This is a genomic window from Ochrobactrum sp. P6BSIII (assembly GCF_014138065.1).
Classification (GTDB): Bacteria; Pseudomonadota; Alphaproteobacteria; order Rhizobiales; family Rhizobiaceae; genus Brucella.
Map to the genome: position 1 here is coordinate 28,778 of NZ_JACGXB010000014.1, position 13,671 is coordinate 42,448.

A 13,671-nucleotide genomic window follows, 5' to 3' on the forward strand; every position below is an offset into this window, starting at 1 on the left:
CTGTGGGTCGCCGCCGGTCCGGGGCTGACAGCCCTCTGGACTTTTCGATGCCCCCGGGGTCGATCAGATGACCGGCCATCCGTCTGGTCCAAACCGAACGACGCTCTGCCCGAGCTCTTCACGCTGCTTGATACGGTCATGGCAGGGCTTGCAAAGTGATTGCAGGTTATCTGCATCCCAGAACAGATCCTCATCGCCTTTATGCGCAATAATGTGGTCACATATCGTGGCCGCTGTGACGTCCTCTTGCTGCATGCAGTAGGCGCACAGAGGATGCGCAGTCAGTTGCCGCTCACGTAAGCGTTGCCAACGTGCGGTTCGATATAGCCGCAGCCAAGGCCGAGAAGATGCTGACATGTGGGGTTCTCGTCCCTATGCCAAGGAACATTTTTCACTGTCCCCGCGTTAGTTCTGCATCCCTGAAGGGACACATCGATTGGTCAGAAATCCAAACCTGAATAGGAGGAAGATATGCCACGCGGTGACAAATCCAAATACACTGATAAGCAAGAACGCAAAGCAGATCACATCGCCGAAGGATACGAAAAGAAAGGCGTATCAGCTAAGGAAGCTGAACGCCGTGCTTGGGCTACTGTGAATAAGGACGATGGTGGTGGCAACAAGCCTGGCGGCTCAGGTCGCGGCAAATCTACAGGCAATCCCGCCGCACATAAGGGCGGGAAGGAGGGCGGTGAAGCAGCTGCCTCCAGAAGCGCTGCAGAACGCTCCGCCTCTGCGAAGAAGGCAGCCGCAACACGCAAGCAGAACGAGGAACACGCCCATCACCATTAAGGGCATCATATAATCAGCAAAGGGAGAAGACGTCATGAACAGCACAGAGATGAAAGCCTGCATTGAAGCATGCCTTGCTTGTTATCAAACGTGCCTCGGGATGGCGTCTACCCATTGTCTTGAGGAAGGTGGTGAGCACGTTGAGCCCGTGCATTTCCGAACAATGCTCGCCTGCGCTGAGATATGTAGGACGTGCGCCCATATCATGCTTTTGAGGACGCCTTTGCATCAGGCGGTGTGCAAAGCCTGTGCTGAAATATGTGAGGCCTGTTCCAAGAGCTGCGAAGACTTGGATGGGATGGACGAATGCGTGGCCGCTTGTGATCTCTGCGCTGCAACTTGCCGGGAGATGGCGGCTTAGTAGTTACTCAAAACCTGCATAAGGGTGGAACAATTCATTACTCTTCGCCGTTTCGGTTTGGCAATTCAAAAGGAGAATGAAATGGCTCAGACCACCGAAGGCATGCTTTCCGAACAGATCGACGCACTGCGCAAGGAAATCAGCAGCCTATCGTCCCGACTGTCAGATCATCTCGGCAATCTATCCGGCGCAACCGACGACGCCCTCGCGTCCACGAAAGACGCTGTAAATGTGCTCGCCGAAGGCGCGCGTGAACATGGCCAGCGTGCTGTTCAGTACGCACGAGAAAATCCCGGCACAGCATCCGCATGGGCTTCTGTTGGTCTGGATGCATTCGTGGCCTGCATGCTCATGAAGGGCCGCGGCAACCGTTACCGTTAGAACACAATCGGCGGGGAGCCCACCGCAATAGGCTCAACCCACCGAACCAGCAGCCGGAGGAGAAACGGCGCTGGAATAGTTACCCGGTCGTGGACCGGGGGGCATAGAACGCCCAATAAAAAGGCCCGCAAACGGCGGGCCAATCTTTTTGTGTCTTCTCACCCATAGGTGACTTGAGTGCGCGTTACTTAAAGTGATCCTGATTTTTTGTTATTTATCCGATAGTTATCGTTATCCGCCTTGGATTTTTGGTGTGAGAAAAATCCATCAAGGACTGTAAGACCGCGGTAAACCAGCCCTTTCCCGGCCAATGATGCTGCCGTTCCCTTGAATCCCTCAGCTTCGCCGACGGCTAGTAGAGTCTGCCCACCAAGAACCGCGTCTTCAACCGGGTCCAGCAATGCGCCCAGAGCCGACCTGATGCGTGCCAGTACGGGCTTCTTGTCGATATAGTCAGCTAGCGTATCCTCGTTTAGTCTAACGTGCATGCTCTCGGTTCGACCTGACACCTGCTCCCCTCGATCATTGATAATTGACGCTCGAACCCGAACCGCGGGAATGTCATAAGCGGATTTAGACCGCCGCACCTTCGATGAGCGAACCAGTTCCCCATCTTCAAAGTTAGAATAAAACACCGTAGCCGAGCTATCAGAGCCGCCATAACTCTGCCCCTTCAAAGGCTCGGATTCACACAGCGCCACCAACTGACGATACTGCAATACTGCTGCAATCAGATCTGGGCGCTTATCCCTGCGCAGAACAGCAAGGAGAGGGAAATCCTCATCGCGCGACTGAACGCAGTTCGGATCACCAATGGATTGGCGTTTTTCGATTTTCTTGCGCAGTCGTGTGAGAGCCCGCTTTTCTGTGGCTCTGTTGTTTCCCGCGAAATCCCGGCCAGATGCTCGATCTTCAGGTGAGCGGATAATCCTCGGCTTTTCATCTTCCTTTGTCGGCTCCACTGCACGAAGCGTGTACTTGCCGTTTCCATCGCGTTCAAACCTGGTGTCGGTCCGATATTCGTGATCACCCTTCATTCGTGGGTGATATTCGCTCACCGGCTCCTGCGAATTATCGTTAGAAGCATCGTGTTGTCGGTAATGCCCATCAACAAATCCGATCCTACGCGCACTTGTCTCGTTGACGAACTGATGTGCGTCAATTTCCAGCATCAGATCATCAACGGCTTTCAGCGTGCCATCCGAAATATCCCGATACTCAAAAGAACGCTGATACGTTCGAACGGGCGAGCCAACTTCGTCCAGGTAAATATCACCAGCTTTTTGAATTCTCATATGTCATCCTCGTGTTTTGGTTTGGTTGGTTAGGCTGCCTTGGAGGCGGGCGTTTCTGCAAGCCACCCCAGAACCGCCGTAACGGCCCGCTCAGCGGCTTCTGTCGTTGTGGTGGCCCGAATGACCAGAACCGTGTAGCCAAGCCGCTGTAGGGCCGCATGGCGGTCTTTCTGGGCTGGTGACAGTCTTCCCTGCCCGACCTTGTTCTCGATCAGCAGCAGACGACCGTATTCGCCATAGATGCGGAGGTCAGGTTCACCGCTCGTCATTCCCGTTGCGATTGCCTGAGCTTGTGCTCTTGGTCCACGCTTGCTGGCGTTCATGTCTCCGGCCAAAAGGAATTGGCGCTGATACTGTGGCAGTCGGCGGAGTGCGGAAACCTGTGCCGCCTGTAATTCCCATTCGAGCGGCAGGGCTGGCTTGGTCGTCACCTTGCCAGCCTTCGTGGTGATCTTGACGCGAGCGCCGTTGATGCGGACGGTTTGTGTTTTGGTGGCGGTGACGGTCGTAGATGAAGGCGCGCGTGTGCGGCTGCGTGCCATGTGAACTCCTCGTGTTGATTGCGGTATGCCGTTGGTAGCGGCGTGAATCGGATGGTGGTCCGATAGAAAGATGGAATGAGTCTCGAACGAATGTGTCAAGTGGAAAGTGGCATGGCCGGTAGAGACGATGCGATCGATTACCCGCCGATGTCAGGTTGCAGGTTGTATTTCAACCGAGCCCGAAGTGCGTAAAGTGCGTAAAGTAATAAATCGCAACTTGATGCGCTGCGCGCTCAAGTGCGCAATCTCTCTATAAGGATGATTGCGCACATTTAGCAGCGTGCATTTGCGTAGAGTTGAAGCAGAAAAAATCGACTCTACGCACCTCACTTACGCGTTACCTATGGTTGTATTTTAATTGTGACAGCAGGTTGTGCCGATAGGCAAAAAAAGAGGGAAGGCGGGGGCCCTCCCTCTCTTGTGAAGCCAGAAATCTAGGCCTTATTGATTTGGCTTATGGCCAAGTTCGTGAGCTTGTTATTTGTGGCTTTTTCCTGATCCAAAATCTGGGTCAGTAAGGTGTGCGCTTCCGTATGTCCGAGCTCCTTTGCCCACTCTCGCAGCGAACCATATCTGGAAATTTCATAATGCTCGACTGCCTGGCAAGCTGCGAGCAAGCCTGCGTCAAGAGCTGTTCCGCTTGCCTCTTCAATCAAGCCGTCGGCTTCCTTAATCAGCCCTTCGATCGCGTCGCATTTCTCAGCGGCAGGCTTTAGCTTAAGAGACTTGAACACTTCATTCAGGATCGTGATCTGCCACTTAGTTTCTTCGAGATGTTCCTCAGCGGCTTGCTTCAGTTTGGCGCTTTTGGCCGCCTTGGCGACTTTCGGGAGAGCCTTGGTAATGGCGTTTTCTGCGTAATAAATGTCCTGCAAGGTATGCTCGAAAATATCAGACAGAGTTTTCATGATCGTCCTCCTAGTTGGAAAAGCGAAACGAAACAATTGCTGATAGGTTCCTTGATCTAGTCTGACGTTTGAAAGCGCCCCGGGAAAATTATCGCCACCATCCATGCATCTTCTTTGCAGACCGATACGCAGAACAATTAAAGCTCCAGTTGCCGCAATTCAGCCTCAATTGCTTTCCTCTCACATAAGGCGCATGGTGATTGTCACGGCAGCATTTAAAAACGGGCGCTGTCGTTCAGGCACCAATAGCCTAGCCCGCAACGAAGGAGGGCATCATGTCTTCCACCGTCTTGAATTCCAGAAACATTACCATGATTTCCCGCATTCTCAGGGATGCTCGTCTACCGAGCGACACGCAAGATTTGCGAACTGACGCAACGCGATATCTCGCACGACGGTTTCGTGAAGGCACCTTTGATGAGGATCGTCTACGGATCGCTTTAAAACAGTTCATCGAAAAGCATCGAACAATGACAAAGGCCGTTGATCGTTGGATTGATGAAGGCGGAGCTGCGTAAATTAAAAGGAGGCCACAATGGCTCAGAGCATCGAAGAAAAATTAGCGGAACAGATAACAATACTCCGAGAACAAATAAAAGATTTTTCCTCCCGGGCTGCAAAACAAACCAGCAGTGCCTCCGATGGCGTAGAACGCGTCCTTCACTCAACCAGAGACGTCGTGAGCGAAATCGTAACCGAGGCGCGCGATCAAGGGCAGAAGGCCATTAATTACACCAAAGACAATCCCGGAAACATTTTTATTTGGGCCTCTGCAGGTGTTACTGCGGCGATTGCGTATCTTCTGTCACAGCGTCGCTAGTCCACAACGGAAATATTCGCCCAAAGGCGCGTGATGAAACCTGAAACCGTAACTAAAATACTCATTGGTATTTTTCTGATTATATTGATTTGGTGCTTATATCTAGTTATGGGTACTTCATATTGACCTGGCGAGCCAGCAGACGGGTTTCTTCCACCCTCCCAGCACCAATTGTCGTGTAAGAATTTCGATTCGCGGGTTTCCTCATTTTTCCCAATAAGGGTCGTTTATGATTGTGGCCTATGTTTCATCTGCTGTTGTCGGTGCAGGCGTTTATCTCCTACTGAGGCGCAGAACGCGCAAAGCGCGTATCATTATCTCAGTTGCCGTATTTCTAGTCTTGTGCGCAATTTTCAGCGTTTGGTTCATTAATACCGGGGGGACTTACGGAATTATGGGCAAAAACGGCATCACACCAGATTGGTCGCGGCAATAAAAAAAGCGGAGCCGAAGCCCCGCTTTTCAAACCTTCGCGCTAACTTACTAGCCTTCCGAACCTAGAACTTCGCACCGACCCGCAGTGCGAATGCGTGGTCTCGCGCGCCGGAACCGCCGAAGCCGGTTCGATATTCGATGCCGGTTGCCCAAGCATTCTCGAAGTTGAAATCGAGCGACAGGCCCACATTGCCGCTATCGCTGCTCTCGCCTTCGATGTCGAGCGCATAAGGAAGCCCGCCAAGCGCACTGTAGCCCATGGCGGCCCGGCTGGAACCCTGGAAATCATGGGCATATTCAGCGCGGACACCAGGGGTCAGGCGTCCCCATGTGTAGTCGATGGAGTAATTGGCACGCAAACCAACCACGCCCGTGACAGTATCCACGGTCTGATCACCATAGGTCAGCCGGTAGATGCTATCGCCGCCTTCTGAATAAGCATCAAGCCAGGAGCGCGACATTTCCATCCGGCCATAGGGCGAGACCAGCCACGTCTCTTGACGAAATTCGTAAGCAGCCGTCAGCGATCCGAACAATTGATGGCCATCCCGTTTGCCGTCGGTCAAACTGCCGTCTGCCGTGATGAAACGGGTGGAGTCAAAATCCAGAATGCTGCCGCCGACAAGCGCATCGATAAAGAAATTGTCGATTGGTTTGAAGCTACCATAGACAGCGGCGCTGTAAGCATTGGCACGGCTTTCCGTGCCGTTGTCGCCAATATCTGTACGATCCCGCCCATACCCGACACCGAAGCCCGCCACGAAGCGTTCCGAGAACCGGTAGTCGATGCCGCCGCTCACGCCGACAAGCGTATAGTCCAGATCGAGCTTGCCGCTATCGCGCTGGCCGAAGTTCACAAAGCCGCTGCTCCAGAATGCGAATGGTCCAAGGTCTGGATCGATAGTCGGCGCAGGCTGCTCCGGCTCTTGCAAGCCAATCGCCTTGCCCGGAAAAGCATCGCGCTTTTCGGGCGCATAGCCGAGGGCCGCATTATGCGTTGCAGACGCGGACGAAGACGGGTCGGACGGGTCCAACGATGCCGCGTTGGACGCCTGCCCGCCGAGCCGCACAACGAGACTGGACTTTCTGCGGTCGCCTTCATCATGCAATTGCTCAAGCCGGCTTTGAAAATTCCGGGTTTGAACTTGCGCAAAACGTCTTGCGGCACTTGTCTGTGCGTTCAACAAACCGATCACTTCGGGATCAAGCGTGGGATCGGGGAAAACCATGGCCGCACGGTTGACCACAACCGTATAGCTGCGATTGGCGCCGCTTGGCGCAGTTACAACAATCGAAACCGTATTCGCACCAACTCCCAACCCCACCGGAGTGCTTGAACTTCCCGACGCAACATTGCTTCCTGCAACACTTACCCGGGCGGAAGGCTCGGAAACGGTTGGAGCGAAGGAAATGCTCTCGACACTATTTTCGACGTTGACAGAATAGCTGAGCGTCTCCTTGTCAAATGCCGGATCCAGCGATCCGACGCTCGGAAGAAGGCTCGCAAGCGTTGCATCCGCCGACACAGCGCGCGTGACATTCACCGTATAGCTGCGTGTCGTTCCATTTTGCGCAGTGACGACAACCGTTAGGGTCGTATTGCCGATGCCCAACGGGAACGCACTGCTCGCGCTACCAGAGGACACGGCTGCTCCGTTGACAGTAATGGTTGCGGTCGGATCAGCAGAAGTGGGCGTCAGTTGTAACGACGATGTTTCGGTGGGGACCGCCAGCGCATAAGTCGTCGCGCTCGGCGAAAATGCCGGGTCAAGCGATCCAGCGCTCGGAACAAGGCCTACCAGATCGGCATTGCCCGACTGCGCGCGGATGATATTGACAGTGTAGGTTTTCGTCGTGGTTCCATTCTGCGAGGTTACAGTCGTGGTAACCGTGTTGCTCCCCACCACCAATGTGATTGCAGCACTGGACGTTCCATTGGGCGTTGAAACCCCGTTGACGGTAACTGTTGCGTTGGTATCTGCAAGCGATGGTATGAACGAAATGTTCTCGACATCGTTTGCGACATTCAACGTGTATGCGTTTGTGTTGGGAGCAAAGGCGGGTGTTAAACTGCCTGCGCTGGGAATGAGGTTCTGCAAATCTGCGCTTGGTAAGGGATCGAGTATTAGGTTCAGTGCATTGGAACTGAAGTTGCCATTTCCTGCCACGTTGACGACAGACCCAGCTCGTATCGTCAAGGTCGCAACGCCAGATCCAGACATTGTAACGACAAAGGTATATGTTATGTTGTCGCTAGTCGCCAATGAGTGCATGGTGCCATTGATCGCTCCGGCAGAAGAAATATCGAAATCGCCTAAAGTGAATCCCGTTACCGGCTCAGAGAATGTAACTGTTACATTTTTGATGGCGTCAAACTGTGTTGACGAAGTTGAAAGCGTAACTGTAGGTCTCGCAGTGTAGACCAATACTCCAGACGTGACCCCGACATTATTGAGAGTTAATGCCGCTGAATCATTCGCGCTATTACTAATGGACCCGCCGTTGGCCGCAAGTGCACCAATTGCAATTCCGTCTATATCCATGTCACCGGGCTGAATCGTATAGGAAAAAGTGAGGATGCTCGAACCGCTGCCGCCCTTATATTCCGCATGCTTGGTGTCTGACCCGATAGTAATTGATAATGACGGGGTGCCAGTTACAAATACGGGTTGATCAAATATCACCGCGAAATTCAGATTTGAGCCCGCGTTGTAATATCCACTCGCAGGAACAGTAACTGACGATACTCTTGGCTCGGCGGCTGAAATCGTGAGATTGGCCGTGTTTTCGGAGTACTCGTTGCTGTCATCCGTGGCCCGGAAAACAAAGGAATCGTCACCTACAAATTCAACATTGGGCGTATAAGTAAAAGTGCCGTTGGTATTTAGCACAACACTGCCAGAGGCCGGGACCGTCAATAGGCTGAATGTAACCCTATTCCCCGTAGCCGTGAGACTACCAGTTATCCATTCATTCTTCGAACCACTAAAGTATTGAGGCGAAGTCACTGGAGCGGAATAAGCGCTTAACAGAGATGAAAGCAGCCCCAATATTCCTAGAAAAGGAATCAAGTAACGGCGCCATCTACAAACGCCAAACGCGCCGCTCATCCCCATTGCCCGCATGTGCCCCCCCGCCATAGCGATTAAATAAAGTTTTATTGTCACTAAAAGAGATGAGCGACAAGAGGTTTACTGGATAAATAAAAGCAAAAAAGAAATACGGCAAATGCCGTATTTCTCAAACCGCCCTAACGAAAGTTGTCATGCGACGCTGAACGGGGTCCCTCTCTTCCACTTTGGACAAAAAGCCTTCCTTGAACAGTGCCTTGGTTATCATACCGGCTTTCTTCCGCTGTGCATCGTCGTCGGCGTCCAGCCCTACGGCATAGGCAACAGCCAACCCGACCCAGTCTTTGGCATTTGCCGCCTGTTTGTACATGCCGCCGTTTACAGCGCCTCGAATGGCTTCTCGCTGTTCATCAGTCAGCCCTTCGGCCACTTCCTCGCTGGACGGCCAATGCCATTCGGTTACGACCGGCGCGTGGTCCTGCGGCTGGGTCAGTCCGCGGCCATTGCCCAACGCCACGCTTTCGATATGCCGCCAGTCCAGCCGGTGTGACAGCGGCGTAAGGTTCGACTTGCCGTATGTGATCGAGAAATAGCCGAACCGATCCATACCGGGAATGCCAGCTTCATTGGCCTGTGCCTCGGACATACGGTTGAGCACGCGCACCGAACGCGCTGCACCGATCAGCGCCACAGCACCGCGAGCATCTTCGACTGTTGCCTCGCGGTCGCTCACCTTGCGCAGATGGTGCACGATGTCGATGGAACAGTTGGTGTAGTCCGCGATCTGCGCCCATAGCTTTGCGACCTTATCGATTGCGCCGTTGTCGTTTTCGTTGACCTGGTGCGTGGACACGAACGGATCGACGATCATCACGTCGATGCCATTGGCAAGGATGGTCTCGGCAACGGCTTCTACGATCGGCTCCTGGATTTTGACGCCTTTCTTGTCATCTATCGCTACGACAAGCTCTTGCTCGCGGCCACTGTCGAGGAACAGATGGCCATCAATGTCTTCCGGCTTGAGGTTGAAGTGGATGCACGCCGCCATGATACGGCGCTCCAACTCGTCGCGCGGATCTTCGACGTTAAAGAGCCAGACCTTAAGCCGACGCGGAGGCTTAACGCCATTCAAAGCCTTGCCAGACGCCATAGCGAGCGCTTCCACGATGCTGTTTGCAGTTTTGCCTAGGCCACCGGGCGCAACAGTCTCCGAGACGTACTTGCGGATGAAATGCCGACCGAAAGCAAACTCTCGGCGTGGCAGGGTAGACGGGTCTTTCCACTGAAATGGCGTAGCTGAGAGGATGGGCTGGTCGGTGGGGGCTTCTTCAACGACGGGGACGTCAGGTTCCTCGTTGTGTGCTTCGGGTTCTCGCTGCACATCAACTTTCGCCCGCGCGTTGTCGAGCATGCGCGTGATGTCCACGAGTTTGGTATTGTCATTAACGGCTTCCGGCGTCTGACGCGGATGCATTTTGCCCGCCTTCAAGCCATTGTCGATTGTCTTGCAGCAACGTGGAAAGTCCCTGCCCCAGCCGCGCGCCACGTCCTGCAGTAAGGCCCGCGCTTCGGATTCCGACAAGGCCCCAGCACCGACGAATGTTCCCATCCGGAATGCAGCGTCGTTCAAGCGGTTGTTGCGGTTGCCCATCGGCTCCATGGCGAGGTCGTCGAGCTCGGACTGTACCGCGCGCTCGACGTATCGGTCGTTGATCGTGCCGGATACTGACGGTGCCTGGTACATGGTCGTGCTGTCGTATGACCGCGGCAGAACGAGCTCCAGCAGCCAGTTCGGCGCATCAACTGGTTCCATGTCGACCAACCAGCGGTAAGGCTGGCCAACAGCAGGCACACTGCCAGCCGCGATGACATAGCCGCCGTCGCCGCGAACGTCGATGCCAGCGCCCAATGCCCCGCGGTTGCGAACGCCAGCCTTGTGCTTGAAGAAGTAATGTCGGCCGCCGCTCGTGGTTTCAGCAGTTAGCGTGGGTGGCAAGGCGCCGTGCTCGGCTTCCAATGCGGCGAGCGTATCTGGGCCGCCGTGCTTCGGATCGATATCAAGCACCCACGCCCCGATAGGTGTACCGGTCGGCACACCGATCATAGCACCTGGATTGCGGCGCCAGAGTTCACGCACAATGCGCTCATTCAGCGTCGCGCCGCGGAACCCATTTGAGGTCAGCGGAGTTTTGGTGGCGAGAATTTCAATGATGCCATCCTCGTCGACGAACTCCTCGTCAGCGGCACGGCATGGGAAGACAGGCCAGTTGCGCGCCGTGTAAGACAGTGCGACGTCGAGCATGGAGTCTTCACCCGAAAACACTTGGATGTTATTTTGCATCAATCTTCCTTATTGGAGCCTGAAGATGTCCAAAGGACGGTATGAAATGATGAGAACGAGCAACGGCAAATGGTCGGTCATCGATACCGAAACCGACCACGTGGCCAAGCTGCAAGATTCCTATTTAAGAGACCTCGATATCGATGAGGCCGAGGCGGCGGCGGCTCTAATGAACCGAATTCATGCCGCAGGTCTAAACGTCACGCCGCAGTGATTGTCGGGCATGGGTTCTAATGGAGCGGTGGAGGGCTGAAACATTAAAACTCCTCACGGGAGAAATCCAATGATTGAGAACGGTTATGATGTGCGACGAGAGCACGACGGTACTTGGTCGGTCTTCGACAAGTTCAGCGGTGAAGTCGTTTCGATCGATGGGCACGTTCAAGCGCGTCTTACTGAGGCGGAAGCCAGAGAGGCGCTTGATTTGCTCATTCGCAAATACATCGTGCGCCACCATGAAGATGGCAGTGGACGCCTCCCTTAGGCGGCAAAATCAATGTTGATTATTTCCGCGAGCGCCCCAAGGTGTGATTAGGTTCCACTAGTGAATCAAATCGGGGTATGCAGTGCAGAAGGTCGTTGATTGGTTTCTTCCTCTGTTTTTAGTCATTGGAATTATGTTCGTCGTGCTTGCTAACCCTGAGCCGGTCGCACGCGATGCGCTATGCAATGAACTTAAGATTTGTTTTTCGTCGAAGCACGCAGCCTTCTGGAACAATCTTATGTATGAAGGCGGGTTGGGCGTTGTTGTAAGCATCGCGTTCTACTGGCTGCTAGTAAAAATACCGGAGAGCACTAAGCGAAGGAGGCTAAGGAGTTTTCTTTCGAGAAGCTACGCGGCATTTCGAAAAGAAGTAGTAATTCAGTTCTTGTTTGCATCGAGAGGTTCAGCCCCTCTCGATTTGGTTGACAAAATTACTGAACAGAGCAAATTCCGGTCCTACTTTAAACAACCAAGTGAATTGGTGAACGGTGATAAATGGCACGACGTCGCAAACAATATTTCAGAACGACAATTGTATGACTTACTTATCGTTACAGAATCTCTGCGAGACGACATCATCTACGTTCTCAATAACACCGACATCGGTGATGAGCGCTCTTTCCTATTTCTCCAATCTTTACGACGAGCAATCAACGCGCATAATTTTTCTTCGACTGATTATGATGACCAAAAATCTTTGATGGGCTTTTTCTGGCAGATCATGGCGGGTTGGAACCCTGGTGAAGGATACAAAGAAAAAGACCCCATTCAACGGATCATCGACCGGATATAGTCGATCAAAACGGCGCCTCCTTCAACGCTTCCCGCATCCCCCGCCCGCAGCCTTCCCACGCGGCTTTGACCAGTTGCCTGGCTTCGAGCTCATCCATGGTGGCAAGGTCGGTTTTCTGTATGGCCTGCAAATACTCCCCAACCGACTCGACGCCCATATCAAGAGCGCGCAGCTCGTACGGGTCCAATCGCCGCCGGTGCCGAATATGCTCGGCAATGTCGGCGCATTCCTTGCAGAGCCAGCGGATCGGTTCTCGGTCTGCTTGCACGCCGAGGCCAACGGCGTGGCGGGCGCAGACGTGGCAGATGTCTTCATCAACCGTCATATGGCCCTCCCCGCATTTATTTTAACTTCTGGTTGAGAAAGCGTGTTATGGTGAACAACTTCAAGCGAACCTCTCCAATACGGACCCTTGAAGTTCTTTCCCGCTAGTTGAGTGCATGCGCGGGGAGAAATCTGAGCCGGGGCGCTTTCGGGATGACGGTGCCCCCGGTTTTTTTGGTGAAGACGATAGCGGGTAGTCATGCGGCCACCCTCCCCAGCAAAAACTGATTGTCGTTTGCGGCCACATACTTGCCAGCCTCGTTGCCCCACGATGACCAGCCCGGCCATGCTTGGCGCGCGAACAGTTCGAGGTACGGGCCGTCAACAAGCCGCTCTATGCGCTCATACTGCTCATCAGGCTTGCGACTATGCTCGCGGCGCGGCGCTTTGATTAGCGAACGCACTCCTTTACTCAGGCGACGCGGCTTGCCTCGCTTGAATAGATGGCAGATTTCAACTTCCTGTCGGGTCCAATAGCCCATTCCCATGCGCCCCTTGTCCCAGACAAAAGCTACGCTGACGGGACGGAATCCCCACGATGCGGCCACATCGAAGGCTTCACGCTGCAGGTGTGAAACGGTCCACATGAACAGCAAACAGTCGCGGGCGCATACCTGCTCAACAGGTAGCGCCTTGATATCGTCGAGCGACATCACGCTGTAAGGCTGGCGACCTCTCGCAGGCGCGACGTTCTTTTTGCTGTAGGTTCTAAATGCCCATGGCGGGTCCGCAAGGACGCAGCCGAAAGGCCCGCTCGGTAGCGGCTCAATCATCCTCATCTCCTCGTGTTTCGTGGTGGTAACCCGCCAGTTGGTAGCTGGCGGGGTGGTGGTTAAATTTCTAATTCCCTGTTAATGGCTTCCAGCGCTTCCTGTGGTGCCCTGAGATATGCTTCTTCCAAGGAATATAGGTTTGAGCCTTCTACGTCTTTCCGGCCTGGACCCATTTTGTTAACCCAGTAGTATTCAACTTGATAAGTGCCATCGTCAGCTTGAACGAGATACCAGCGATCCACGTACTGCCCAGCATTGCCACCGGATTTAGAATATATCTCTATTTTGCGCACGACTTAGTCCTTCATTCAGCGACGTGCTTCAAGGTACCGACAAGTTATTTCACCATCA

The 13,671-nt window shown here is 53.7% G+C and carries 17 protein-coding genes; 8 read left to right on the forward strand and 9 right to left on the reverse strand.

Features of this window, described 5'->3' with window-relative positions; all coding sequences use genetic code 11:
- Nucleotides 1-63: 63 nt before the first annotated feature.
- The gene (locus FHW00_RS18500; protein ID WP_078339747.1) at nucleotides 64-357 is read right to left on the reverse strand and encodes an HNH endonuclease; all 294 of its coding nucleotides are present in this window, start codon (nucleotides 355-357) and stop codon (nucleotides 64-66) included.
- A gap of 114 nt (nucleotides 358-471) precedes the next feature.
- On the opposite strand from FHW00_RS18500, the gene FHW00_RS18505 reads away from it, so the two are divergent.
- From FHW00_RS18505 to FHW00_RS18510, 3 genes are all read left to right on the forward strand, one after another.
- Nucleotides 472-792 carry a plasmid stabilization protein gene (locus tag FHW00_RS18505; protein ID WP_078339748.1) on the forward strand — a complete coding sequence of 107 codons (321 nt, stop codon included), beginning with the start codon at nucleotides 472-474 and terminating at the stop codon, nucleotides 790-792.
- Between the two features lie 34 nt (nucleotides 793-826).
- Entirely contained in the window at nucleotides 827-1,153 is a 327-nt protein-coding gene (locus FHW00_RS24605) for a four-helix bundle copper-binding protein (protein ID WP_078339749.1), read from the forward strand.
- An 81-nt stretch (nucleotides 1,154-1,234) separates the two neighbouring features.
- Entirely contained in the window at nucleotides 1,235-1,534 is a 300-nt protein-coding gene (locus FHW00_RS18510; protein WP_139364396.1) for a hypothetical protein, read from the forward strand.
- Nucleotides 1,535-1,722: 188 nt separating this feature from the next.
- Here the strand turns inward: FHW00_RS18510 and FHW00_RS18515 are convergent, their stop codons facing one another.
- The 3 genes from FHW00_RS18515 to FHW00_RS18525 form a co-directional block, all read right to left on the reverse strand.
- Complete coding sequence (locus FHW00_RS18515) at nucleotides 1,723-2,829, reverse strand: hypothetical protein (protein WP_078339751.1); 1,107 nt, start codon at nucleotides 2,827-2,829, stop codon at nucleotides 1,723-1,725.
- A 29-nt stretch (nucleotides 2,830-2,858) separates the two neighbouring features.
- The gene (locus tag FHW00_RS18520) at nucleotides 2,859-3,371 is read right to left on the reverse strand and encodes a VRR-NUC domain-containing protein (protein ID WP_078339752.1); all 513 of its coding nucleotides are present in this window, start codon (nucleotides 3,369-3,371) and stop codon (nucleotides 2,859-2,861) included.
- Between the two features lie 434 nt (nucleotides 3,372-3,805).
- Complete coding sequence (locus FHW00_RS18525) at nucleotides 3,806-4,279, reverse strand: YciE/YciF ferroxidase family protein (RefSeq protein ID WP_078339753.1); 474 nt, start codon at nucleotides 4,277-4,279, stop codon at nucleotides 3,806-3,808.
- A gap of 275 nt (nucleotides 4,280-4,554) precedes the next feature.
- Here FHW00_RS18525 and FHW00_RS18530 point away from each other — a divergent pair, with 275 nt between their 5' ends.
- A complete protein-coding gene (locus FHW00_RS18530; RefSeq protein WP_078339754.1) occupies nucleotides 4,555-4,797 on the forward strand; it encodes a hypothetical protein in 243 nt (80 codons plus the stop codon).
- A gap of 17 nt (nucleotides 4,798-4,814) precedes the next feature.
- Nucleotides 4,815-5,099, forward strand: a complete 285-nt coding sequence (locus tag FHW00_RS18535; RefSeq protein WP_078339755.1) for a hypothetical protein — start codon at nucleotides 4,815-4,817, stop codon at nucleotides 5,097-5,099.
- A gap of 497 nt (nucleotides 5,100-5,596) precedes the next feature.
- Here the strand turns inward: FHW00_RS18535 and FHW00_RS18540 are convergent, their stop codons facing one another.
- Nucleotides 5,597-8,644: a cadherin-like beta sandwich domain-containing protein gene (locus FHW00_RS18540; protein ID WP_176168341.1), complete on the reverse strand. Its 3,048-nt coding sequence runs from the start codon at nucleotides 8,642-8,644 to the stop codon at nucleotides 5,597-5,599.
- A 130-nt stretch (nucleotides 8,645-8,774) separates the two neighbouring features.
- Nucleotides 8,775-10,946: a bifunctional DNA primase/polymerase gene (locus FHW00_RS18545; RefSeq protein ID WP_078339757.1), complete on the reverse strand. Its 2,172-nt coding sequence runs from the start codon at nucleotides 10,944-10,946 to the stop codon at nucleotides 8,775-8,777.
- 25 nt (nucleotides 10,947-10,971) lie between these two features.
- On the opposite strand from FHW00_RS18545, the gene FHW00_RS18550 reads away from it, so the two are divergent.
- The 3 genes from FHW00_RS18550 to FHW00_RS18560 all read left to right on the forward strand — a co-directional run bounded on the left by FHW00_RS18550 (nucleotide 10,972) and on the right by FHW00_RS18560 (nucleotide 12,223).
- Entirely contained in the window at nucleotides 10,972-11,160 is a 189-nt protein-coding gene (locus FHW00_RS18550) for a hypothetical protein (RefSeq protein WP_078339758.1), read from the forward strand.
- Nucleotides 11,161-11,229: 69 nt separating this feature from the next.
- Entirely contained in the window at nucleotides 11,230-11,430 is a 201-nt protein-coding gene (locus tag FHW00_RS18555) for a hypothetical protein (RefSeq protein WP_078339759.1), read from the forward strand.
- Nucleotides 11,431-11,512: 82 nt separating this feature from the next.
- The gene (locus tag FHW00_RS18560) at nucleotides 11,513-12,223 is read left to right on the forward strand and encodes a hypothetical protein (protein WP_078339760.1); all 711 of its coding nucleotides are present in this window, start codon (nucleotides 11,513-11,515) and stop codon (nucleotides 12,221-12,223) included.
- Nucleotides 12,224-12,227: 4 nt separating this feature from the next.
- On the opposite strand, the gene FHW00_RS18565 is transcribed toward FHW00_RS18560, so the two are convergent.
- The 3 genes from FHW00_RS18565 to FHW00_RS18575 form a co-directional block, all read right to left on the reverse strand.
- Entirely contained in the window at nucleotides 12,228-12,548 is a 321-nt protein-coding gene (locus FHW00_RS18565; RefSeq protein ID WP_078339761.1) for a DUF6511 domain-containing protein, read from the reverse strand.
- 196 nt (nucleotides 12,549-12,744) lie between these two features.
- Nucleotides 12,745-13,320 (reverse strand): MT-A70 family methyltransferase, encoded by a 576-nt coding sequence (locus FHW00_RS18570; RefSeq protein ID WP_078339762.1) that lies wholly within the window; start codon nucleotides 13,318-13,320, stop codon nucleotides 12,745-12,747.
- Between the two features lie 59 nt (nucleotides 13,321-13,379).
- The gene (locus FHW00_RS18575; protein ID WP_078339763.1) at nucleotides 13,380-13,613 is read right to left on the reverse strand and encodes a hypothetical protein; all 234 of its coding nucleotides are present in this window, start codon (nucleotides 13,611-13,613) and stop codon (nucleotides 13,380-13,382) included.
- Between the last annotated feature and the right edge of the window lie 58 nt (nucleotides 13,614-13,671).

Bases quoted from the DNA above. Each gene is read 5' to 3' on its own strand.
- FHW00_RS18540 (WP_176168341.1), bottom strand. From the start codon at position 8,644: ATGAGCGGCGCGTTTGGCGTTTGTAGATGGCGCCGTTACTTGATTCCT.
- FHW00_RS18500 (WP_078339747.1), bottom strand. From the start codon at position 357: ATGTCAGCATCTTCTCGGCCTTGGCTGCGGCTATATCGAACCGCACGT.
- FHW00_RS18510 (WP_139364396.1), top strand. From the start codon at position 1,235: ATGGCTCAGACCACCGAAGGCATGCTTTCCGAACAGATCGACGCACTG.
- FHW00_RS18525 (WP_078339753.1), bottom strand. From the start codon at position 4,279: ATGAAAACTCTGTCTGATATTTTCGAGCATACCTTGCAGGACATTTAT.
- FHW00_RS18545 (WP_078339757.1), bottom strand. From the start codon at position 10,946: ATGCAAAATAACATCCAAGTGTTTTCGGGTGAAGACTCCATGCTCGAC.
- FHW00_RS18570 (WP_078339762.1), bottom strand. From the start codon at position 13,320: ATGATTGAGCCGCTACCGAGCGGGCCTTTCGGCTGCGTCCTTGCGGAC.
- FHW00_RS18520 (WP_078339752.1), bottom strand. From the start codon at position 3,371: ATGGCACGCAGCCGCACACGCGCGCCTTCATCTACGACCGTCACCGCC.
- FHW00_RS18550 (WP_078339758.1), top strand. From the start codon at position 10,972: ATGTCCAAAGGACGGTATGAAATGATGAGAACGAGCAACGGCAAATGG.
- FHW00_RS18515 (WP_078339751.1), bottom strand. From the start codon at position 2,829: ATGAGAATTCAAAAAGCTGGTGATATTTACCTGGACGAAGTTGGCTCG.
- FHW00_RS18505 (WP_078339748.1), top strand. From the start codon at position 472: ATGCCACGCGGTGACAAATCCAAATACACTGATAAGCAAGAACGCAAA.
- FHW00_RS24605 (WP_078339749.1), top strand. From the start codon at position 827: ATGAACAGCACAGAGATGAAAGCCTGCATTGAAGCATGCCTTGCTTGT.
- FHW00_RS18565 (WP_078339761.1), bottom strand. From the start codon at position 12,548: ATGACGGTTGATGAAGACATCTGCCACGTCTGCGCCCGCCACGCCGTT.
- FHW00_RS18535 (WP_078339755.1), top strand. From the start codon at position 4,815: ATGGCTCAGAGCATCGAAGAAAAATTAGCGGAACAGATAACAATACTC.
- FHW00_RS18555 (WP_078339759.1), top strand. From the start codon at position 11,230: ATGATTGAGAACGGTTATGATGTGCGACGAGAGCACGACGGTACTTGG.
- FHW00_RS18530 (WP_078339754.1), top strand. From the start codon at position 4,555: ATGTCTTCCACCGTCTTGAATTCCAGAAACATTACCATGATTTCCCGC.